The following is a 21,958-nucleotide window of genomic DNA, read 5'->3' as shown; positions in this document are numbered from 1 at the left end:
TAGGCTCAGTTGACCGGAGGATACCCGGCAGGCCACTCCAGCCCTCCCGGCGCGGTCTTGCCCTGCCTGGTCCGGTCAGCCTGTATGGAGAAGGAAGGGCCATCCTTGAAAAAGAAGGTCCCCGCAGCCTTGTCCCCGTTTTGGAGAGAGCCTACAAAATAATTACCGCTGCCGTGCATGGCGCGTATGTTGTTGCCATCGATCAGTCCGGCGAGGTGATAGGTGTTCCGCTCCCCGGCCTTTGTGGTTACGTAAGCCACCCCATAAAGAAACTGGCCGCGCTGCTCCATGTGGCATTCGACCTTGTTGCCGTAAAAATCGGCCACCCACAGCCCCGTGATGTCGGCCTGCGCCAGGGCGGGGCTCAGTGCCATGAAGAAGAGGGCAATGGCAAGCAGAAAGGGTCTCATTATGCTGTCTCCAAAAATCCTTATCCCCAGTGCGGGTCACTCCAGACATCAGTAGGCAAAGCTGGGATTATCGCCTAAGCGAATCCGGCCCGGATATAGAACCAATCTGTCGAAATGAATAGTACTTTCGAGCTGTTGATGCCAGGCCTCGCCAATGCTCAGGCTGTGCGGTTCTTGGTAAGTTCCTCAAGGAGTTCTTCGTGCCGTTTCACCATGACTGACATGGAAAACTCCCTCTCGGTTACGTTTCTGGCCTCACTGGCCATACGGGAGCGCAACGGCTCATCAGAAAAAAGTCTGACAAGACTCGTTGCAAGCCCTGATTCGTCCTTGGCAGGACTCAACAAGCCTGTGCGCCCCTCTTCCACCACCTCTGGTATGCCCCCCACGGCAGTTGCGGCCACTGGCACTCCGGATGCCATCCCTTCCAAGACCACGTTGGGCAGCCCCTCACGCACCGAAGACAACAGCAGCACGCTGGCCTGACGATAGAAAGGCCGTAAGTCGGAACCGCCGGGAAATACTTTTATCTGACGCGCACAGGCCAGACGGCGGGCGGAAAACTCAACCCTGCCCTTCAGGGGACCATCCCCCACCAGCCACAACTCGGCTTCCGGAACCTGGGTCCAAGCCCTATCGAAGGCTCGCAGCAGGGTAAGGTGGTCCTTGTCTTCCACAAACCTGGCCACGCAAAGCGCCACTTTGCGCACCAGACCGAAGCCGTCTGGGTCGGGAGTGAAGAAGTCGGTGTCCACCCCATTTGGGATCACTGTTACCTGAGCGTCATTTCTGCCCAGTTTCAGGAGTGCGCCCTTCAAGGCTTTCGTGTTCGTGATGTGATGATGCGCCAAACGAGCCAGGAAACGCTCGTGCTGGCGTTTAATGTTCCCCCCACCCCGACAGGTGCCTATTACTAAGGGGACTCCAGCCAGCCTGCCGAAGAGCCTCCCCCAGATGTTTGGAACGGCCGTGAGGGGCATGAGGATGTCAGGACCACTCTTTGCAAGCTCCCGTCGTAATGCGAGAATCGCAGCCGGGACAACCGTACGCTTATCGGACAGCCACCTCATGGGTATGCCGGCCTCTTGAGCCATGGGTGCGAAATCAGCCCCTGCCGAGAGCATCCAAAATTCCGGTGCGAACTTCCTCCGGTCGATGCGTCGGGCCAGCTCAAGGGCGTGGCGTTGGGATCCGCCATAAAGGAGGTCCTGTAGAATAAGAACGAGTTTTTTCGGATGTTTCATGGCGCAAAGGCCTTTCCTGTCTGCTAAGCGCAAAAAAGGAGAGCCGTCCGGAGCAGCCCGAACGGCACAAGCGCAAAAACCGTCAGCCTTACTGCCCCCACGTTATCTACGAACACTCGACCGCCCGAGGGGGAAACAACACAGGGCTAGTACCCCATCAGTCCGCAGCAGCGTGTGCACGCGGGCATGAGCCCTTTGGTGGTGAGGCTGGACCGGAATTTCCGGTAGGCATCATTGTTCCATATCTCTGTAATGGTGTTCTTTTTGACATTGCCTACCACATAGTCGTGATAGTCGCGGCATGGTGACATGTCGCCGTTGGAGTCGATTTCCACCGCCTGGTATATGGAGATGCACTGGTCGTAGCCGTAGGTGGTGGAATGGTCGGAGTAGTACTCGCGCAGGTTGTCCACACCCGTAATGTTTGGGATGATGTTCACGGCCGGAGAGTCCCAGCTTTTGGAGCGCTTGAGCACTTCCTTGAGCTGGGCGTCCAGGGTGGCATGATCCTTTATGGTCCAGTCCCCCACCCAGCCCCGGTGCAGCTTGGGTTTGAACCCGAACCGGCCTTCAAAATCCACTTCATGGGCGTCGGCCGAGGCCTCGTCGATCCACCAGGAGAGGTAGAACACGAAGAGGTCGACCTTGTCCTTGAAGGTTTCGTAGATGTCCACCAACCGGTGTGCGTTGGCCTGGGAGATGGTGGTAAGCGAAGCGGTCAAAGGCAATTTCTTTCCGGTGAGACGCTTCTGTTCGTTGATTGCGTCCAGCGAATCCATGATGTCCTGGAAATTGTTCCCGCCGCCGGCCGAGGGACGGGCGGCGTTGTGCGTATCCGGGTCCGGGCCGTCGATGGACATCTGCAAGAGAAACATCGGCGCCGCCACCAGGCGTTCGGCGGCCTTGGCGATGCCGGTGGCGTTCGTGGCGATGGAGGTGGGCATGCCGAGCACAGTGGCGTGTTCGATGATCTCCATCCAGCCCTTGTACATGGTGGGCTCGCCCCCCCAAAGGTAAACCGAGGGGAAGTGGCCGTGCGTGGCCAAATCCGCCAGGAGCAGATGGTAGCGCTCCGGGCTCACTTCGGCCTTCTTGAGTTCCTTCAAATCAGAGCAATGCAGAAATCCCTGGTCACCCCACTGGCCGCAGGTATGGCAGCGCAGGTTGCAGATATCCGTAATGCGGATGGAGACCTGCCGGATGGAACGGGCAACGCCTTCGTGCGCCTTTGGGTTCAACTGTTTGAAAAGGAACTTCTCCTTCTCAAGAGCGATGAGCCTCGAGGCGATCCACGGATGGCGGGATACCCGGGCGAAGTTTTTGAGAATGGTTCCCAGGGCGATGCTGGAGCGTTTGGACATGATACCTCTCGGGCCTGTTCTTTCACGATAGCCGTGTGTCGATATCCCACGGGTTTTTCAACCCAAGTGGGACGGTGCTCTCTACTCCCGGCCAAAACCGGAGTCAACCTTGACAGCAACGCCTCGCTGCTCCAAGTACTCGGCCATGAAAGCGCTTGTTTACCATCGTTCCATCCCGCGCTACCTGCTGTCCGCGTTCTTCAGCAAAATTCAGCGCAAACGGTTCCACCATTTGGTGACACCTCTCAAGCTGGAGGATGTTCCCTTCGTGCCGGCCCGCCCAGGCTGGGTGACGATTCGGACACGGTTGTGCGGTATTTGCGGCTCGGATCTGAATCTCCTCAAGGGGGCCGAGTCCATGCTTTTGGAACCATACGCCTCCCTGCCCATGATCATTGGCCATGAGGTTCTGGGAACCGTGGATGCCGCGCCTGCGGATTCTTCCCTGGCCAAAGGGCAGCGCGTCGTCGTGGAACCCGTTCTGGACTGCGCCTGCCGCGAACTGCCTCCATGCCGGTTCTGCGCCCAAGGCGAATACAACCTCTGTGAGAATTTCCTGGATGGCGCGCTACCGCCCAGTTCCGTACTCGGTTTCAACGCCAAGGCTTCCGGCGGCATGGCCGAAATGTGTTCCGCGCATCCATCAAAGGTGCTGCCCGTTCCGGACGGCTTAAGCGACGAGGACGCGGTGCTCGTGGATTCCATGGCCTCGGTGATGCAGCCAATCCTGGAGAACTTCCCAGAGCCCGGTTCCACAGTGGTGGTCTGGGGTGCGGGAATCCTGGGCCAGCACGCAGTGCGCTGTTTGCGGGCCATGGGATTCGAAGGGCGCCTGATAGTGATAGCCCGCCACTCCTTCCAGGCGGACATGGCCCGGGCCGGCGGCGCTGATCAGGTGCTCCGTTCTCCAGGTCGACAGGATTTGGCCAAAGCCTGCGGGGGGAGATTTATTCCCACCACCATGGGCGGCGGCAACGTGGAAGGCGGAGCGGATATGGTCTTCGACTGCGTGGCTTCCTCTGGAACGTTCCAGGAAGCCCTGCTGGCTCTGCGCTCCAGGGGCCGTTACGTGATGATCGGCACCGCCAGCCAATTGAACAAGGTTGATGTTTCAAGCCTGTGGTTTCGTCAGCTTCAAGTGACCGGTTCGGCCAGCTACGCCACCGCCACGTGGAACGGCCATCGTGTTCGTACCTACAAGGTGTGCCTCGATCTGCTGGCTTCGGGCGGCTACCCCGTGCAAGGGCTTTTGACCGGACTTTTCCGTATAGATGATTGGAAGAACGCCTTTCAGGTCTCTTTCGACAAAGCAGGGAACGGTTCAATGAAAGCCGCTTTCGATCTGCGCTGACATGCTGCCACACACACCGCGCTCCAGTTGGAACTGGACGAACACCACTTTGTCGGCGCTCTGCTGTATGGCCCTCGTTGTGCTCTTCAACGGAGAATACCTGTTCTCCGACATGGTCGGCATTCTCGATTGGCCGAAAGAACTTTTCTATTTCCACGTATTGCGCACATCGATCACGGAGTATGGCCAGCTACCGTTGTCATTTTTCACCATTCCCGATTCGATCGCGCATTTCTCCACGTTGCAGAACCTTTCCTACTGGGCCAATCCGGAAGTGGTAAGCATTTCGCCGTTTCTTCCGCTGGCGCTGGTTCTTGACACAGTGCCTTTCATCAAGGCTTATTTCCTGGGCCATTTCCTCATCGGCATCGCAGGGACGCTCCTGCTGGCCAAGCGACTTGACTTTGATCCTTTCCTGGCCGTCATTCTTTTTACTCTTCTCTTTCTCAACCCCTGGCTCACCCAACATCTGGCTATCGGGTACACCCCGGCCATCAACTGTCTGCTTTTGCCTCTTCTGACCGCCCTCTTCATGGCCAGAAGCAATGTCCCAGCACAGTTGGGGATAGCCGCACTGGTCAACGCCACTGTTTTCCTTCAGGGCGCCCTGCACATGTTCGTTTGGGCCAACCTCGCAGCATTGGCCTGCTCGTTGCTTTGCAGCCTTCACGAGCGTTCTCTCAGGCCTCTCTTTCGAGTTCTTTGGGCGCAGATTCTCACCTTCCCCCTCATCCTCGCTAAATACCACGCCGTGTCTGACGCATACGCCGATTTCGTCCGCTATCCGGGACACGGGTATGAGAGTTTCGAGGCCCTGCTTGGGCTGCTGACCGACTCCGCAAGTCCGCTGTTTGATTTCCCGGCCACCTACTCTCGCTACGGAGTAGCCTTTTATGATGGGTCACTCCTCGTGGGCTGGTGGTTTCTTTTTCTTGCTGGCCTTGCCTGCGTCGGATGGCTGCTTCCCCAGCGGAGCGACTCAACTCCGGGATTCCCCGGCTGGGTCCCCCTCGTGTGCGCGGTGCTCTTTCTCGTTCTCGGATGGGGCACTGTTTGGAGCGAAATCACTCAACTGGTTTCGGTATTATCCTCAGAAATCTATCCCTTCAGATTTCTCTGGGTGGCTTATTTATTCACTGCCGTCTTCGTGCTCGAAGGTCTGCACCGCTTAGGCCGCCTCGTACCGAAAGGGATGCTTCGGAACGTGGTTCTGGCTACCCTTTTTCTCCCAACGATGTTTTTGTTTTACGACCGCAATGGCGTCCTCGCCTCGCTCAATTCCAGTGAGGAAGACATCTTCGGAGGTTTCAGTTTCAAGGAGTACCTTACGCACCGGGTCGTCGGCTATTCCGGCGACACACTGCTTCCCGGCGTTGCCATTCCCGCAGGCCTGACCCTCATTCCTCCCGGATCCGCGGGTGATCCTGTTCACCTCCCCTGGCTCGAACCATGGAGAATTCGGGAATACACCTATCAGAATCTTCAGCCGGACATGTTTCAACCTGAAAGCTCATCCGTGTTCCTCACTGAACAGCCGGTGCGCCCAGCGGTGGTCTTGGCCAAAGACTACTCCCGGGCCAACTTGAGCGTCGCCGGGGTATGCGGTTATGGGCTTCTAGTCGCTGCCAGCCTGATCCTGACCGCTAGGAGGCGCAGGGAAAGCACAAAGCTCTGGTAAGTCCCCAATAACCTGAGGCTACATCAAATTAGTGAGAGGCCGCTCCCCTTTTAAAAGGGGGGGCGGCCTCTCACGTGAGTCTGCAACCAGTTGTTTCTCCAAGAGCCTTTGGTGTGGAACTCTTGACCGTCCTCTCCCCTAGCTGAGCGCCCTGGGCTGGTCAGCGCCGCTCATGCGGGCCACGAGTTGCCGGAGATCACCCACCTGCCGTGCCAGATCGGAAACAGCCTGCGCCGAGTGGTTCATCCCCTCAGCGGTTTCAGAAGCGATGGCATTGATCTCGTCGATGCTGCGGTTGATCTCTTCCGATGTGGCTGACTGCTGCTCTGCTGCAGTGGCGATGGACGTGATCTGATCCACCGCCTTGCCCGCGATGGCCAGTATCTCCTTGAGGGATTCACCGGCCTGGGAAGCCAGCCTGTTGGAAGATTCTATGGCCTCCACGGCCTGGGTCACACTGCGCACGTTCTTGTCCACAGTGCCTGTTATGGCTTGGATGGAACCTGTGACCTCGGTGGTGGCGCTCATGGTCCGCTCGGCCAGCTTGCGCACCTCGTCCGCCACGACAGCGAAGCCACGTCCGGCCTCCCCAGCCCTGGCGGCCTCGATGGCCGCGTTCAAAGCCAAGAGGTTGGTCTGGTCAGCGATATCCTGGATGACATTGATGATTGAGGTGATGTCCGCTGCCTGGCGCCCCAGGTCGTTTATTTCTTCAGAGAGTTCCTTGGACATGGTGTTGACCTTGCCCATGGCCTCGATGACTTTGCCCACAACCTCGGACCCGTGGTTTGATTTGGACTGGACTTCCCGGGACCCGTTGGCGGCCTCGGACGCGTGGCGGGCGACCTCCATCACCGTGGCGTTCATTTCTTCCATGGCCGTGGCTGTGGACGTGGTGCGTTCACGCTGGTTTTCCGTACCCCTGGAGGCCTGCTCGATCTGGGCGGAAAGCTGCTCCGAGGCCGCGGCAACCCTGTGCGTGAAACCATCTATCTCTTCCGCCAGTTCGAGAAGCTGCCTGTGGTTCTCCTCTACGGCCTTCTGGCCCGCCACCACGTCGGTCAGGTCGGTCCAGATGGAACACCCGCCGATCAGATGGCCATCCAGGTCGTACAGGGGCACTGCATCAACGCGAACGTGCTTTTGCGCCCCCTTCCGTGTCACCGGGTCAAGGAGCTGTGCGATCAGGGCCTTCTTTTCCGCTACGGCCCTTTGCACAACAGTTATACGAGAAGCGTCGCCGAAGATGCACTCTCCTGCCTTCTTGCCCACCCAGGACTCCGGTGACCCTCCAATCTGCATGAAATCAAGCATCTCCTGATTTACCCGGAGGACATTCCCATCCCCGTCGCAGATGACGTTGGGAGCCCGGATGGAGTCCATCACTCCTTGAATAAAGCCGATCTTCTCCTTTACAGTGGCAGCCAGACGCTTCACGGACTCGGCGGTCTCGCCCAGGGCGTCCTTGGCCTCATAGTCCATGGAGACGTTGTACTCCCCCCTGGCGATCTGTTCGGAAGCCTCTGCGATGCGCTTCACCGGGGCCATGACCACCCTGGTGATAACCAGGAAGAGGGTCAGCCCGGACGCTACCATGGCCACGAGAAGCCCTGTCAGCGAGGATTTGTAAATCACCCAGTCCAGGCCATGCAGGGTTTCCGCCCGGCTCATTCCGAAATAGATCTTCCACTTAAAGGGGTCGTAGGTTTTTAAAGCAGCCACCTTCTGTTCGCCTTTGAATTCGTAGACGAGGTATTTCTGCGTGTTTTCAGTCAGAAGTTTGCCAATTGTGGGGAGTTTCTGAACGGCATCCTGGTTTATCAAGGATGCGTCGGGATGGTAGACGAAGACTCCCTTGTCGTTGATGATGAACGGGTAGCCCTTTCCGTCCACCTTCACGGTTTTGAGGTACTCTTGTAGTTCCTTGCTGAACACATTGAGACCTGCGAAAATAGCTCCCAGGACTTTTCCGCCGTCCATTATCGGCTTGTAGTCCACAAATTTCAGCACTCCGCCGACCGTAGCCAATCCCGAGTAGGACTTTCCGGCTGCCAAAGCTTCATAGACGGGACCGTCCTTAATTGAAGTCCCGACCATGCGCTTACCTTCTTGCTCCACATTCGTGGAAATCCGCACGAAGCTGTTGCCCTCGCGCAAGAAAATCGTCGCGTCGGCATGGTATTTCTTCTTTATACCATCAACGAGAGTAAACTTGCCGTCTGTTTCCTTGCCGAAATTGGCCGGATCGACGTTGGCGTTGAGATTGTCGCAGACTGCCTCCAAGAGACTTTTGGCTGTATCATGATACAGCGCGACCGCATCGCTAACTCCATCCGCGGATGTTTCCGCCAAGGCCTGGCCCAAGGTGAGCGCCCTGCTGTAGATGTTAAAAATCGCGATTCCCGCTGAAACGAGTACCGCGAATAACACAATGCACATCACCGCTGCCTGAAGTTTTGTCTGGATTTTGACCTTAGCGAACATGAGGAGCCTCCTCTCAACCATCAAACAAACGCGCCCCGGCGAACTCCTCCTCAGCAATGGTGATTTTATTGTATAAAATCCGAAATCAGAAGGCAAACTAATTTATATAAGATAGTTTACCAGAAAAGTCGCCTAGAAAATTTGTCAGACTTGCAAGTCTAGGCAAATCCGGTCCGGCTATCGCCTTCAGCAGTCTGTACCGGTGCTCCTTCAGGCAACAAAGAACCCCGCCGGGGCGGGGTTCTTTGTTGATCAGCAGGCCCTCTCCTGTCGCGGGAAAGCCGGAAGAGGGGGGAAAATAACCAGATCGCCTACGGATAGCAGGTCGCGGTCTGGTCGGTGTAGTAGCCGGCCTCGGGGTCGTTCAGCCCCCGGCCGTTGGGATCGAATATCTTGTGATTTGCCCTGCCCATCTTCTGCATGCGGAACTGCCAGGCGGTCTTCAGGCAGCCGAGCCCGTAAACACAGCTGCGCTTGAAGTTGATGGAACTGGCCTCTTCAAAATATTTGGTCGGGCAACTTACCTCGCCTATCTTAAAACCGAAATACAGCGCCTGGGCAAGCATCTGGTTGTCGAACACGAAGTCGTCGGAGTTCTCCCACAAAGGCAGCTTTTCCAGAACCTCACGGGTGAATGCCCGATAGCCAGTGTGGTACTCCGAAAGCTTGGCTCCCATGAGCAGGTTCTGCGACAGCGTCAGGAAACGATTGGAGACATACTTGTAACCCGGCATGCCGCCTTGAAGCGCTGTGCCGCCCAAAATGCGGGAAGCGATCACCACATCATAGAGTCCGGACGTGGCCAGATTGGCTATGGCCGGGATAATAAGCGGCGTGTACTGATAGTCGGGGTGGACCATGATGGCCACGTCAGCGCCCATCTTGAGGGCCTCGGCATAGCAGGTTTTCTGATTGCGCCCATACCCCCAGTTACGCTCATGCAGGAAGCACTTGATTCCGAGCTTGCGGGCATGTTCTATGGTGTTGTCACGGCTGGCGTCGTCCACCAGGATGACATCATCGACGATATCGCGAGGCACCTCGGCGAGGGTGCGTTCGAGTGTGGCGGCGGCGTTGTAGGCCGGCATGACCACCACCACTTTCTTGCCGTTCATCATCGGGGAATTCCTCCAGAGTAGATCGATCTGGCTTAGAGATCGGGAACGCGGGATTAATCCCCAAACCCGGGGGCATGTCAAGCCCCAATGAGCTTACCCTTGTTTTCGTCCACGTTTGCGGGTACTGGGTGCAAGCCCAACCCATGAGTACATCCACTCCCCCCCCCGCACGCGCGTGGCAAGACCCCGTTTTATGGGCCACCCTAGCCCTCGGAGCCTTCCTGATCTTTTTCAACCTCGGCGCCCGCCCCTTGTGGCAGGACGAGGCGGAGACAGCGAATCTTGCCCGCAACGTCATAAAGACAGGGACCCCCTACGTCACCGACGGAGTGAATCTCATCTCCCAAGAGGAGCGCCGTGAGTTTGATGCGGACATGGTCTGGCGCTGGTCCCCATGGATGCAGATCTACATGTCCGCCGCTGGGCAACTGGTGGACCCTCAGTCCACATTCTGGGCCAGGTTTTTCTTCGCAGTTACCGGCCTGGCCTGCATCGCGGGGACGTACGCCCTGGTTCTCAGCCGTTTCGGGGACAAAACCTGGGCGCGACTTTCCGCAGCACTTCTCACCCTGCATGTCCCCTTTCTTTTGTATGCCCGGCAAGGTCGGTACTACTCAGCGGGCGGCCTCATACTCCTGATCATTTTCTGGGGTTTCCTGGGGGACTGGAAGCGCCGCTGGCCTCCGCTTCTCGCAATCGGTATCGGGTTTGGGCTCCTTTTTCACGCCAACTATCTGCTTCTTCTCTCCCTTGCCCCGCCCCTGCTCATCGCCGCCCTGCTGCTCTATCGCCAGGAGCTGACGCTGACGCGCATCGCGCTCGTCATTGCATCAGCCTCGGCCCTGGTTGTTCCGGGGATCTTCCTTTACCGTCTGGGCCGCCAATCCACCCTTTTCAATATCATGCTCGTGCCCGAGAACATCATGCTCTACTTCTCGGACTGGGTGATGTTCATGATTCCCTTGCCCGTGCTTGCGGCACTGGCTTGGCGTTGGCGCGGATTCTTTTTTGGCAGGGGAGGACCGCAGGACCCAAGGGAACGATTCTGCCTTTTCATGGTCCTTGTCATGATGGGTAGTTTCCTCATTCTGTCCCTCTTCCCCCAACGGTTTCACCGCTATATCGTTCACTTTTATCCGGCCTGTTCCATGCTGCTGGCTTGGGCAGGTATTTTACTCTGGCGCTTCTCAAGACCTTCCGGAGCGCTGTTTCTCATCCTTGTCGGGCTCACCAACTGGCTGCACCTCATCCCCATGGAACGCTTGGCCATCGTGAACAGACCCTGGCAGAACGACTTCAGGATGCTCACGTCGGTGAACATCCCTCTTAAGCTTCATCTGACTGAAATCCTCTGCGGCTATCCGGATGTTAACACGAGCTTGATCACCTTCTTTAAAGAGCACGCAAAACCCGGGCAGACTATCCTTGCCGAATACGGAGACATGCCCCTGCAGTTTCACACTCCATTTCGAGTCATCGGTGGACTGCAAGGGCCCATCGCCCCGGACGAAAAACCGGATTGGGTGAGCATGCGCCGGGACGTGCGGGTGAACCGAGACGGATTCCTTTTTGCCCCCAGAGAATTCATCATCGCCCACCTGGATCTAGCCCGCGACTACGAGCGGATCGATCTGGACATGCCTGACGAGACTTTTGGCAACCGCGCTGGCCCTCAGTTCCATTCCTTCGTACCGGCCGGGCCGCCCCAAAGCCCCCTGGTCATATACAAGCGAAAGGAGCCCGTCAGTGCGGATTAACCTGACCCCGTTGGTGAAGCTTGGGCTGCTCTTCTGCTTGGGTCTCACGTTCTACAAGGGATTCATGAAATTGCCGGAAGTCTATCCGGTACTCGACCCGGGGCGTTTCTTCAGGGGGCTCATAAACGACGGCGAGAACTCCCTGATAATGAAAGAACGCCATTTTGACTTCAATTACCAGACCGGCAAGGCTTTGGAATTGCGTCAGCTCGAGATGCAGTCGCGGGGCGAGTCGCCCCCCTCAGATGCGCTTGTCACGCAGGACCGGGTGACGCGGGCCATCCGCAAGACCCAGGCCAAAGACATGCGCAACGCCGACTATATCCTCTTGGCTGAAGAGAAGCTTGCCCGCGCCAGGCGTCTCCAAGCAGAGGGATGGGCCATGGGCTGGACAGTATGCGATCCGCTCGCACCCGGCGGAGCTCACAAGTGAGAAATCTCCTCTTCGGAGCCCTGGCCATTTTGGCCCTGGCCATTGGCGGTTTCGCCTTCTTCAACGGATTCATCTATCCGCCTTCGGGCCTTCACCAATTCACTCAGGAAGACTACGCGAAGGCGTGGGAGGCTGTTTCCAAAGGTTACTGTTCTTCGACTGACCTTACGTATTCGCGCCCGGACTTCATAAAATTCCGCAAACCGGACGCAGGCAGCGAAGCCTACGTCTGGGGAGTGGCCCGCTGCCACACTCAGGACGGCCGGGAACGCCTGGCCTGGATATATCTGGAGTGGTCCACCAAACGCCATGTGTGGACACGCAGCTATACCCTCGTGCTGGCCGATGACGATGACGAGGTCTATTATACGCCGGCCTTCCCCGGACAGTTCCGCAGAGCCTGGACAGCATTGTCCAAGATAATGAAAGAGAACGCCCGGCATGTCCGGGAATTCCTGAACGCTAAGGACCATTGAGGGCCGAAGGGTTGCAGGGGGAGTGTATTTGAGGTAGAGCCCCCTTCCTAAAATGGCGCATACGCGCTCGTCTTGCCCCTCCGGCAAATCCACTCGCAAGGAACATCTGCCGATGAAATTGCATGAACGCTGCCAGAAAGTTTCCGGCATCACCCGCAACCTCCGGGATGCGGGCATCTACCCTTACTTCCGCCCCATCAGCCGTTCCTGGGGGACGGAGGTCGAGGTTGCCGGCAAACGCCTGGTGATGATCGGCTCCAACGACTACCTGGGATTGGCCCATGACGCCCGCGTCAAGGAAGCCGCCGCCCAGGCGATATACCGTATGGGCACGGGACCAGGCGGCTCCCGTTTCCTTTCCGGCAACATGGTTCTCCACCAGACCCTTGAGGAACGCCTGGCCGCTTTCGTCGGCAAGAAACGCGCCGTGCTGCACGTCACTGGTTTTTCCACCAACCTTGGAGCGCTTGGCTGCCTGCTTACGCCCAAGGACTATGTACTCTGCGACCGTGAGAACCATGCTTCCATCTTCGCCGGAGTTGGCGGCACGAAGAAGATGGGCACCTTCGCCCACAACGACGCTGCTTCCGCGGCCCGGAAGATCGCCTCGGAGATGGGAAAGCCCGACTTTGACGGGCAGGTGCTGCTCATCACCGAGGGCATCTTCTCCATGTCTGGCGACGTGGCGGTCATGGATGAACTGGCGGCCCTCAAAAAGCAGTTTCCCGACCTTCTCATCTATTTGGACGACGCCCACGGGCTTGGCGTGCTCGGCCCCAATGGCCGAGGCACGGCCCAACATTTCGGTGTGATCAAAGAAGCCGATTTCATCATGGGCACGTTCTCCAAGGCTTTCGCTTCAATCGGGGGTTTCATCGCCTCGGATGAAGTGGACGTTCTTGAGTACATTCAGCATCAGTCCCGCACCCAAATATTCTCCGCGGCCCTGCCCGCCGCGAGCACCATGGCGGCGCTCACCTGCATCGACATCCTGGAGGCCGAGCCCGAGCGCGTGGAACGCTTGCACGCAATCACGGCCCGTATGCGCGCTGCATACAGGGAGATTGGCCTTCGCATCACGGAGTCGCCTTCCCCCATCATCCCCATTACCATCGGGGCTGACGAGAAGGCCTTCATGTTCGCCCAGGAGCTTTTCGAACGGGGCATCTTCGCCCTTCCGGCCATTTACCCCGCCGTGCCCAGAGGCCAAGCGCTTATCCGCACCGCCTGCATGTCGACACAGCAGGACCGGCAGCTCGACTTTGTGCTTGAGGTCATGGACGAAATGGCCAGAAAGTACCGCATACGCGTGCAGGACCAGGACGAGGACGCCTCGGGCGATATGGACGGCGCCACAGAGTCCACCATCGCTGGCGCCCGTTCCAGCCAATCCATCTTGTAACCACTGCATGCTTCAGGTAGTCTAGAACAGAGCCGGGCGATACGCCCCCTCAAATACATCATGGCCAACAAATCACTGCAAACCCTCAGAGATGCGGGATTCCTTCCACCTGAGCGCGGGACGAAAATGCTCCGCTTCGGCGACCTTGTGCGCATCAGCTTCCGCGAGGTGCTGCGCAAGAGACGCCGTTATATTGGCGTAATGGCCGCCATCGCCCTTGGAACCGCCGGGTTGATCACCATCGTCACCATGGGCCGCGACCTCAAGGCCAACTTCAACAACGACCTGGACCTCCTGGGCGGCGCCACCATCATCGCTGCCCACTTCGACCCCCAGATGTACGACAGGCAGGAATGGTTCCGCACGCGAACCATCGAGGCCGTGGAAAAAATCCCGGGGGTGAAGGAAGTCACCAGAAGCAGACTCCGCTCTGGGGCCACCACGACCTACCAGGACAAGGTCTACGGCTTCAACCTGGTGGGAGTGGACAAGAACTACTGGTCTCTCTTCTCGTTTACTCCGAGCGTCGGCAGGCTCTTCACCGAAGCGGACATTACAGAAGGGCGCAAGGTGTGCGTACTCGGCCAGGATTTGGCTAAAACCATCTTCGGCTCGCCTGAGGCGGCCATTGGGCACATCCTGAGCCTGGACAACAACCTCTACGAGGTTGTCGGCATCATCGGGGGTGTCAGGGCAGCGGACAAGACTCTCATGGCCTTTCTGCCCATCAGCACCGCCCAGGCCCGCATACCGAACATCTCTGAGATATCGAGCCTCTATATCCGTTGCAACACCTGGGACGACGTTGCTCCTGTGGCGGCTGTCCTGGGAGACGTCATCAAGTCCAACCAGACCGACAAAGGACTACGCATCCAGGTAGGCTGGGAACCGCTCAAGCAGGTACAGCGTATGTTCTGGTGGGTGAGCCTCTTCATCTACGCCTCCATTGCCGCAACCCTGGTGCTGGGCGGCTTCGGCATCTGGAACATCATGATGGCCTCGGTCACCGCGCGCACCCGCGAGATCGGCCTGAAAAAAGCCATGGGCGCGGAAGACTCCGATATCCTATGGCAATTCCTCTTCGAAGCCCTGTGCGTCACCTTTGCCTCCGCCCTGCTGGGAGTGCTTTTAGGCCGGGCGGGCATCGAGTACATGAGCCGCATGATCGGTTCCAGCCCGCCGGAAGGCCTTTTCCTCCTCTGCCTCATGGCAGGCATGGGTTTCGCGGCCATTCTGGGCGTTGGTTCAGGGCTATACCCATCCATCCGGGCCAGCCGGATGCAAGTCGTGGATGCCATGCGCTATGAATAACGACGAACTCGTCATAGATATCCAGCACCTGACCAAGGTCTACAACTCCGGTTCGGAAAAGATTCCCGTGCTCAAGGACATAAACCTTGAAGTCCGCCGGGGAGAGATGGTGGCCATCATGGGGCCGTCCGGTTCAGGCAAGTCCACCCTTCTTTTTATCCTTGGGATATTTCAGCCGGCCACCAGCGGCCTCTACAAGGTGGCCGGAGTGGATGTGCTCACCCTGGACAGGGACGCCCAGGCGATCTTCCGGCGCGAAAAAATGGGGTTTGTTTTCCAGAGCTGTGACCTGCTCGAGAATTCAACTGTCTATGAAAACCTGGAATTGCCCCTTATCTACACCGGGGTCAAACGCCGGGAACGCTCCGACAAGATCATGGAAGCCCTGCACCGGGTCAACCTGGAACACCGGGTGCGCCAGCCCTCCAACCGCTTGTCCGGAGGCGAACGCCAGCGAGTGTCCATCGCGAGGGCCTTGGTCAATGAACCCGAGTTCATACTGGCTGACGAACCCACCGGACAGCTTGACCAGGCCAACTCCGAGAGGGTCATGGACTATTTCGTCAAGATAACCGAGGAGGCCAAGGTAGCCATGGTCATCGTTACCCACGACGCCTCCACGGCCGCACGTTGTTCACGTAGAAGCCTTCTTTCCGAAGGAATGCTCAAGCCCTATTAGCCCTGGAGAGACAAGATGCAACGCATTGCTGGTATGAAAAGCGTCCGCGCCGTAGCCGTTCTCATCTGTCTCGCCCTGGCCTGGGCCTGCCCAGCAGCGGCCCAGCAGAAAGCAGCGGCCAAGGCAAAGACTCCCGAGTCAAAGCCCGTGCAGTCCGAAACGCTTCCCTCCAAGCCTGAGGCCAAGCCCGCCAGCGACATGCCTCCTCCGCCAGATGGATCAAGGCCGATGTCCACCACTGTCAAGGAACCCGCGGACTTCAATGAGTGCGTACGCGTGGCCCTGGTGCAGTCTCCGATGCTGGTGAAATCCGCTCTGGAAATCGAATCCAAGCGTCTTGATGTCCAAGACGCCTGGGGTACTTTCCTTCCTACCGTGAGCATCAACAGCACATACTGGTTTAGGATGCCCCAGCGGACCGACGGCACAACAGACAAGCCCTATTCCATCAGCTTTTCCACCACCCAATGGAACCCGCTTTTGTCCGGCTTCGACGTGAAAGCTAAGAATCAAATGGCAAACATTGCCGTTCTTGGTCACCTCAAGATCATCAGCGAGGGGCTCAAGCGTTTGGCCACGGATTTCATCCAGCTGGCAGCGATTCAGGAGCAGAAGGAAGTTGTACGCCAGAAGCAGGAACTGGCCAAAATGAACCTGGACTTCTTCAAGACCAGGCTCGGAATGGGTCAAGCGACCCAGCTGGACGTACGCATCGCCGAGACCAAGATCCAGATGGCCAAGGCCGAAGAGGACAAGGTCAATTCCATGCGTGCCATGATCTTGGACGACGTGAAATTCATCCTGGGCATTCCCTTCACCCACAAATTAAATCTGGATGTGGCTGCGGCCAAGAAGCAAATCCTGGGCAAGTTCGGTGTCGCGGACGTCACCGATGAAAAGGTCCGCGCCAACTCGTTTGATCTGCGTATTCAGGAATATGAAAAAAACTTACAGAGGATGAACATTGGCCTTTCCTATGTAAAACTGCTGCCTACATTCGGATTCACCTTCCAGACCGTCGACTCTCTCAATAGTAGCAACAACACATATAAGTCCGATGGGTTTCCCTTCTACCCGGGCATCAACATCAGCATTCCCCTGGACTATTGGGCCAAAGGCCGCGAGATATCCCGCCAGTACAAAAAACTCGATCAAGCCCAGGCCGGTGGCAGGGCCAAGGAATTCGAGCTCATGGTTTCGGTGCAGAAGGCCATGTCCGAATATCAGTCTACCTCGGCGGACCTGTCTCTGGCCACCTCCCAGATGGATTTGAACAAGCTGATGGACGAGCAGACGGAATACCGCCACAAGACAGGTCAGGCCGAATTCGACAAGTTCGTGACCGACCGCTTCACTTACTATGATTCCAGACAAAAGATGCTTCTGGAACAGGCCAAGCGCGACACGGCCCTTCTCACCCTCAAGCATCTTTCCGGCGACCTCCAAAGCCAGTATGTCGATGTCGCCGCATGGGAGAAATAAAGGATGACGCTCCGCACCCTTTGTACCGCTTTGACTATAGTCTTGTACGCTTCCGGGGCCTTCGCCCAGAACCAGCAAGCCACACCACAGACTCCCAAGGCCGACCCCTCGCCATTGGCCCAGGAGATCATTTTCTCCGGCAAGCTCTACAGCCCCCTGAAGCTCACTGTTGTATTGCCGTATACCTCGCAGATCATGAATATGCCTGTGAGCATCGGCCAGAAGGTGAAAAAAGACGAGGTGCTCGCCACCTACGAAATTCCGCTTGAAACGCGTATGTCTGAGAAGCGTTCCTTGTCGCTTGCCTCGGTCAAGGATCTGGAACATCAGTTGGCCACAGCCGGCAAGGATATCGACAAGCTCAGGGTCAAGCGCAAGGAGCTGGAGGTCATGGAGAAGCAAAACATGGCCACCTCCCAGGCTCTTGCACAGAATGCCCAGGATATAGAGGTGAACGAAAAGCAGCGCGTTGCTCTTCAGGAAAAGCTTGCCATTGAAAAGGAGCAGGCCCAGCAGAGGCTGGAGCTGGCCCGCGAACGTTTCGGTCCCAAGGCCAATTTCGGTACCCTGCCCAACGAAGGCATCGTTAAAGCTCCGGTGGACGGTTACATCCTGTGGATCAACCCCGAGCTTCGTAAGGGCGTCAAACTCGCCCGTGATACCGAACTCTTCCAGGTGGGCGTTCTGGACCCCATATTGATCCGTGCCCAGGTCCATGAGATCGAAGCCTTGCGCTTAAAACTCGGCGACCAGGCCAAAGTGGTGTTCGACTCAATTCAAGGCAAGGAATTTGCGGCCACGGTAAGCCGCATTCCCTGGGCCCCCCTGCCCACAGCTCTCCAGCAGCCATCCTACTACGAAATCGAGCTCACCCTGCCCAATGCCGATTACGCCCTCAAGGAGGGTCTCAAGGCGCAGGTAAGCATTATCCCCAAGAAATAGCATGGTCATGCGCATCATTCCCGTGTCCTCCCAAAAGGACATGGAAGACTTCATTCATCTTCCGTTCGCAATTTATGAGGGGGACCCGCATTGGGTCCCCCCCGTCCTTTCCCATCTGCGTTCTTTTTTGGATCCCAAGACCGGCCCCTTTTACGAAGTAGGGGAAGTGCAGCTGTTTCTGGCCAAGCTCGGGGATCGGACTGTTGGACGCATCAGCGCGCATCTCAACTTTGCTTACGAGAAATATCACGATACAAACACCGGTTTCTTCGGGTTCTTCGAATGCTTCGACGATCAAGAAACAGCCAACGCCTTATTCCAAACCGCTGCGGACTGGGTGCGGGCAAAAGGCAAAACCAAGCTGCACGGCCCACTGTCCTTTGGCATCTACGACGAAGTCGGGCTTTTGATCGACGGCTACCACCAGCGCCCGGTGATGTTCCACAGCTACAATCACCCCTACTACGAGAAACTTGTCGAAGGGTGGGGCTTTCAAAAGGTCTTCGACTGGTTCGGATACATCATCGACAAGCTTCCCATGCCCCTGGAAGAGCTCATAAAGCGTCGTGACGACATCATGAACGCGGCCGGCCTGACCATCACCCAGGGCAAGACCAGCGAATTCATCAAGCGCGGCCCTGAGGTCCTGGAGATGTTCAACACGCTCTGGGACAAGAACTGGGGACATGTCCCCCTGACAGAGCGTCAGTTCAACGACATTTTCCTGCAGCTAAAACCCATCCTTCGCCCCGAACTGGTGAGCTTCGTGGAGGAGAACGGCGAGATTCTGGCTTTCAGCATCGTCGCCCCGGACATCAACCACACCCTCCACAAGACCCGCGGCAAGCTCAACTGGTGGGGAATGCTCCGCTTGCTCTACGATTGCCGGATAGCTCCGCTCAAAGCCTCCAGGGCCATCATCATCGGCGTTAAAAAATCACATCAGTGGAGAAAGCTGCACTACGCCCTCATCATGAACATCATGATCACCCTGATCCGCTGGAAAGATGCTGGGGTATGGTGCGACTGCTCGCTCATTCCAGAAACTTTGATCAAGTGGAACAAGACGTTGCAGATGTTCGGAGGCAGGAAGTGGCGGACCTTCAGGCTCTATGACCGGGAAATCTGAGGCCACAAAGCCTCGGCAGGACGATTTTGGCCGCATCTCTCCAATACCTGCCGTTCCCGCATCCCCGACCGTACTGTTTGACCTGCTGATTGCCTTGGCAGCCAGCGCAGCGGTTTTCGCTTTTGCTCACTGGAAGTCACTTGCCAGTCCCTTTGTCATAAACGACGACTTGCGCCAGCAGGTTTTCTGGATGCAGCGCTGGCTCGACCCAGCGCTTTACCCGTCAGACATTCTCAATGCGTATGCCGAAGCCTACGTCCCCTGGGGGATAAAGTTCCTGTATTGGTGCGGGTCTTGGTTTGTGAACCCGCTCCAGTTCTCGAAAGCGATCACCGGTGTTCTCTACTGCGGACAATGCCTGCTCATGATGTCGCTGGGCCGCAAGCTCGGGGACCGTCAGACCGGATGGGCCATGCTTTGTGCGGCCTGGCTCATGCCCTTTTTCCTGGACAACATCTCGGGGGGACTTTCACGGGCGTTTGCCAGTCCATTGCTGGCCGCCTTCGCTCTGGCCTGGTTGTCTGGAAGAGGAGCCTTTCTCGGTTTGACGCTCTTTGCTCAGGCTCTTTTCATACCCTATATTTTCCTCCCCTGCTCTCTGGCCTTGCTTGCTCAAAGAGGGCTGGCAGCAGTGCGAGGACTTCCCGGAGTCTGGCTGAACAGCTGGCGGCCGTGGTCTGTACTCGGCGCGGCAGGATTGGCCGTTGGCTCGTTCTCCCTGGTTTACTCTATGAAAGGTTTCGGGCCTCTAGTCTCATTGGCCCAGGCCGCGGGAAGGCCTGAGTTTGGCACTCAGGGGCGTCTCGATTTGGTTCCACTGCCCAATCCGTTTCTGGATTTTGTCTACTTTCCTTTTGAAGGCATTGGCCTTTTCAAAGAACTCGGCCTCATACCCGGCATTGTCAGCCTGTGCCTGCTGGCCTGGCCCCTTCAAAAAGGAGCCAGGTCCGTGGACTGGCGAGGTTTGGCCCACCGGATAAAGCCGCTGGCCCCTCTTGGAGCTGCTTTTCTGCTGTTCTACATAACCGCTCGAGCCATGGCCTTCACCCTGTTCGTACCCGACCGCTACGTGCAGTACCCAATGAACCTTCTCTATTCCCTGCTGCTCTCATCATGTTTGCTGGCCGCATGGAGGCTCTTGGGGAAAAAACGTTCAGCCGCGATGTTCCTGCTGGCAGCCATGGCAGTTTGTGGAGCCGTCAGGCTGTCCGGAGTAGCCTTGTACGACCTTCGAGCGAATCAGGCCCTCTATGAGGCTGTGGAAGCCTCCACTCCAAAAGACTCCATGTTGGCCGGACACCCTGACCTCATGGACAACGTGCTCACCTTCTCCAAGCGAAACGTCCTGGTAAGCACCGAGCTGGCCCAGCCCTGGAGCGTTGGGTATTGGGAAAAGATCCGCCCCCGCCTGGAAGGTCTGTTCGACGCCTACTACTGCGAAGATCCTGAGGTGATTCTCCGTTTCGCCCAACATTTCGGTGTGGATTTCCTGGTGGTGGACGAAGCGCATTTCACCCGCGAGTTTCTCTCTCGCAGCCCATTCTTCGAGCCCTTTGGCCAGGCCATTAAAAGCATGACCCAGAATCGTACTCGCTTTGCTGTTCTGGATGAAACGCGTTTCGCGCGCATCCCCCTTCGCCCCGGAGCCTTTCTTCTCGACCTGCGTGCCCTGCGCCATGCCCGATCTTCACAGGGTTGATGCCCGGGCCTCTGTGGTGTAGTCCCCTTGGCACACATGCGCGAACAATCCCTGTCGATCATCATTCCCATGTACAACGAGGCGGACAACGTCCATCCGTTGCACCAGAAGCTTTCCGAGTCGCTCACTTCCCTGGGGCAGCCCTACGAAATCATCATCGTGGACGACGGTTCCACTGACGAAACGAGAGCCAAGCTCAAGGAAGTGGCTCAGACCGACCCGAAGGTGAAGGTCATCCACCTGCGCCGCAATTTCGGGCAGACAGCGGCAATGATGGCCGGTATCGACGCGGCCGCTGGCGACATCCTCATCCCCATGGACGGCGATCTCCAAAACGACCCGGCCGACATCCCGAAGCTCCTGGCCACTCTTGCCGAAGGCTACGACGTGGTCTCTGGCTGGCGTAAAGACCGCCAGGATCATCCCCTCAAGCGCAATCTTCCCAGCCGCATGGCCAACTTCCTCATCTCGGCGATATCCGGAGTGCATCTGCACGACTACGGCTGTTCGCTCAAGGCCTACCGCAAGGAGATCATCAAGGGAGTGAAGCTCTACGGGGAAATGCACCGCTTCGTGCCCATCTACGCAGCCTGGCAGGGAGCCAAGGTCACGGAAGTGGGCGTCATCCACCATCCGCGCGTGCACGGGGAGTCCAAGTACGGCTTCGACCGCACGATAAAGGTCATTCTGGACCTCATGGTGGTGAAATTTCTGGACAAGTACGCCCAGAAGCCAATGTATCTCTTCGGCGGATTCGGGCTTATCGCGCTGCTGGTGGCCTTCGTGTTCTTTCTTCTCATGCTCTATCTGAAATTCTTCGAAGCCAAGAGCTTCATTGAGACTCCCCTGCCTCTTACCGTGGTCCTTTTTTTCCTCATGGGTTTCATGTCCATTTTCATGGGACTCATCGCGGAAATACTCATGCGCACCTACCACGAATCACAGGACAAACCCACCTACATCGTGGACCGGACCAGAAACTGCGACTGCGGGGATTGATCC

General features: G+C 57.4%; 18 protein-coding genes. 13 read left to right on the top strand and 5 right to left on the bottom strand.

From position 1 onward, the window contains the following. Positions 1–5: 5 nt before the first annotated feature. The 3 genes from HY795_18750 to HY795_18740 form a co-directional block, all read right to left on the bottom strand. A complete protein-coding gene (locus tag HY795_18750) occupies positions 6–410 on the bottom strand; it encodes a hypothetical protein (GenBank protein MBI4807259.1) in 405 nt (134 codons plus the stop codon). 158 nt (positions 411–568) lie between these two features. Then, positions 569–1,654 (bottom strand): glycosyltransferase, encoded by a 1,086-nt coding sequence (locus HY795_18745; protein MBI4807258.1) that lies wholly within the window; start codon positions 1,652–1,654, stop codon positions 569–571. Between the two features lie 146 nt (positions 1,655–1,800). Next, a complete protein-coding gene (locus tag HY795_18740) occupies positions 1,801–3,015 on the bottom strand; it encodes a radical SAM protein (protein MBI4807257.1) in 1,215 nt (404 codons plus the stop codon). 145 nt (positions 3,016–3,160) lie between these two features. On the opposite strand from HY795_18740, the gene HY795_18735 reads away from it, so the two are divergent. Both HY795_18735 and HY795_18730 read left to right on the top strand, forming a co-directional pair. Beyond that, positions 3,161–4,366, top strand: coding sequence for an alcohol dehydrogenase catalytic domain-containing protein (locus tag HY795_18735; protein ID MBI4807256.1), 1,206 nt, complete (start codon positions 3,161–3,163; stop codon positions 4,364–4,366). A gap of 67 nt (positions 4,367–4,433) precedes the next feature. Further along, the gene (locus HY795_18730; protein MBI4807255.1) at positions 4,434–6,044 is read left to right on the top strand and encodes a hypothetical protein; all 1,611 of its coding nucleotides are present in this window, start codon (positions 4,434–4,436) and stop codon (positions 6,042–6,044) included. 138 nt (positions 6,045–6,182) lie between these two features. Here the strand turns inward: HY795_18730 and HY795_18725 are convergent, their stop codons facing one another. Beyond that, positions 6,183–8,528: a Cache 3/Cache 2 fusion domain-containing protein gene (locus tag HY795_18725; GenBank protein ID MBI4807254.1), complete on the bottom strand. Its 2,346-nt coding sequence runs from the start codon at positions 8,526–8,528 to the stop codon at positions 6,183–6,185. Between the two features lie 311 nt (positions 8,529–8,839). Then, a complete protein-coding gene (locus HY795_18720) occupies positions 8,840–9,646 on the bottom strand; it encodes a glycosyltransferase family 2 protein (GenBank protein MBI4807253.1) in 807 nt (268 codons plus the stop codon). A 143-nt stretch (positions 9,647–9,789) separates the two neighbouring features. On the opposite strand from HY795_18720, the gene HY795_18715 reads away from it, so the two are divergent. From HY795_18715 to HY795_18665, 11 genes are all read left to right on the top strand, one after another. Beyond that, the gene (locus tag HY795_18715) at positions 9,790–11,403 is read left to right on the top strand and encodes a glycosyltransferase (GenBank protein MBI4807252.1); all 1,614 of its coding nucleotides are present in this window, start codon (positions 9,790–9,792) and stop codon (positions 11,401–11,403) included. Next, the gene (locus tag HY795_18710) at positions 11,393–11,836 is read left to right on the top strand and encodes a hypothetical protein (protein ID MBI4807251.1); all 444 of its coding nucleotides are present in this window, start codon (positions 11,393–11,395) and stop codon (positions 11,834–11,836) included. Before HY795_18715 ends, HY795_18710 begins: the two co-directional genes overlap by 11 nt. Continuing rightward, positions 11,833–12,312, top strand: coding sequence for a hypothetical protein (locus HY795_18705; GenBank protein MBI4807250.1), 480 nt, complete (start codon positions 11,833–11,835; stop codon positions 12,310–12,312). Before HY795_18710 ends, HY795_18705 begins: the two co-directional genes overlap by 4 nt. 112 nt (positions 12,313–12,424) lie before the next feature. Further along, positions 12,425–13,714: a pyridoxal phosphate-dependent aminotransferase family protein gene (locus tag HY795_18700; GenBank protein MBI4807249.1), complete on the top strand. Its 1,290-nt coding sequence runs from the start codon at positions 12,425–12,427 to the stop codon at positions 13,712–13,714. A gap of 60 nt (positions 13,715–13,774) precedes the next feature. Then, positions 13,775–15,025, top strand: a complete 1,251-nt coding sequence (locus HY795_18695) for an ABC transporter permease (GenBank protein MBI4807248.1) — start codon at positions 13,775–13,777, stop codon at positions 15,023–15,025. Continuing rightward, positions 15,006–15,704 carry an ABC transporter ATP-binding protein gene (locus HY795_18690; GenBank protein ID MBI4807247.1) on the top strand — a complete coding sequence of 233 codons (699 nt, stop codon included), beginning with the start codon at positions 15,006–15,008 and terminating at the stop codon, positions 15,702–15,704. The genes HY795_18695 and HY795_18690 overlap by 20 nt, the downstream gene beginning before the upstream one ends. A gap of 15 nt (positions 15,705–15,719) precedes the next feature. After that, complete coding sequence (locus tag HY795_18685) at positions 15,720–17,186, top strand: TolC family protein (protein MBI4807246.1); 1,467 nt, start codon at positions 15,720–15,722, stop codon at positions 17,184–17,186. A 3-nt stretch (positions 17,187–17,189) separates the two neighbouring features. Continuing rightward, positions 17,190–18,128, top strand: a complete 939-nt coding sequence (locus HY795_18680) for an efflux RND transporter periplasmic adaptor subunit (protein ID MBI4807245.1) — start codon at positions 17,190–17,192, stop codon at positions 18,126–18,128. A 1-nt stretch (position 18,129) separates the two neighbouring features. Beyond that, positions 18,130–19,257 carry a hypothetical protein gene (locus HY795_18675; GenBank protein ID MBI4807244.1) on the top strand — a complete coding sequence of 376 codons (1,128 nt, stop codon included), beginning with the start codon at positions 18,130–18,132 and terminating at the stop codon, positions 19,255–19,257. Between the two features lie 94 nt (positions 19,258–19,351). Further along, a complete protein-coding gene (locus HY795_18670; GenBank protein MBI4807243.1) occupies positions 19,352–20,956 on the top strand; it encodes a hypothetical protein in 1,605 nt (534 codons plus the stop codon). A 36-nt stretch (positions 20,957–20,992) separates the two neighbouring features. Then, entirely contained in the window at positions 20,993–21,955 is a 963-nt protein-coding gene (locus tag HY795_18665; GenBank protein ID MBI4807242.1) for a glycosyltransferase, read from the top strand. Positions 21,956–21,958 lie beyond the last annotated feature (3 nt).

This window comes from Desulfovibrio sp. (assembly GCA_016208105.1).
Lineage (GTDB): Bacteria > Desulfobacterota > Desulfovibrionia > Desulfovibrionales > Desulfovibrionaceae > Fundidesulfovibrio.
The sequence above is the reverse complement of the archived record's forward strand: the minus strand, read 5'-3'. Positions and strand labels throughout refer to the sequence as shown.

Bases quoted from the DNA above. Each gene is read 5' to 3' on its own strand.
- HY795_18685 (MBI4807246.1), top strand. From the start codon at position 15,720: ATGCAACGCATTGCTGGTATGAAAAGCGTCCGCGCCGTAGCCGTTCTC.
- HY795_18740 (MBI4807257.1), bottom strand. From the start codon at position 3,015: ATGTCCAAACGCTCCAGCATCGCCCTGGGAACCATTCTCAAAAACTTC.
- HY795_18725 (MBI4807254.1), bottom strand. From the start codon at position 8,528: ATGTTCGCTAAGGTCAAAATCCAGACAAAACTTCAGGCAGCGGTGATG.
- HY795_18700 (MBI4807249.1), top strand. From the start codon at position 12,425: ATGAAATTGCATGAACGCTGCCAGAAAGTTTCCGGCATCACCCGCAAC.
- HY795_18690 (MBI4807247.1), top strand. From the start codon at position 15,006: ATGCCATGCGCTATGAATAACGACGAACTCGTCATAGATATCCAGCAC.
- HY795_18735 (MBI4807256.1), top strand. From the start codon at position 3,161: ATGAAAGCGCTTGTTTACCATCGTTCCATCCCGCGCTACCTGCTGTCC.
- HY795_18680 (MBI4807245.1), top strand. From the start codon at position 17,190: ATGACGCTCCGCACCCTTTGTACCGCTTTGACTATAGTCTTGTACGCT.
- HY795_18695 (MBI4807248.1), top strand. From the start codon at position 13,775: ATGGCCAACAAATCACTGCAAACCCTCAGAGATGCGGGATTCCTTCCA.
- HY795_18750 (MBI4807259.1), bottom strand. From the start codon at position 410: ATGAGACCCTTTCTGCTTGCCATTGCCCTCTTCTTCATGGCACTGAGC.
- HY795_18730 (MBI4807255.1), top strand. From the start codon at position 4,434: ATGGCCCTCGTTGTGCTCTTCAACGGAGAATACCTGTTCTCCGACATG.
- HY795_18665 (MBI4807242.1), top strand. From the start codon at position 20,993: ATGCGCGAACAATCCCTGTCGATCATCATTCCCATGTACAACGAGGCG.
- HY795_18745 (MBI4807258.1), bottom strand. From the start codon at position 1,654: ATGAAACATCCGAAAAAACTCGTTCTTATTCTACAGGACCTCCTTTAT.
- HY795_18715 (MBI4807252.1), top strand. From the start codon at position 9,790: ATGAGTACATCCACTCCCCCCCCCGCACGCGCGTGGCAAGACCCCGTT.
- HY795_18720 (MBI4807253.1), bottom strand. From the start codon at position 9,646: ATGATGAACGGCAAGAAAGTGGTGGTGGTCATGCCGGCCTACAACGCC.
- HY795_18675 (MBI4807244.1), top strand. From the start codon at position 18,130: ATGGTCATGCGCATCATTCCCGTGTCCTCCCAAAAGGACATGGAAGAC.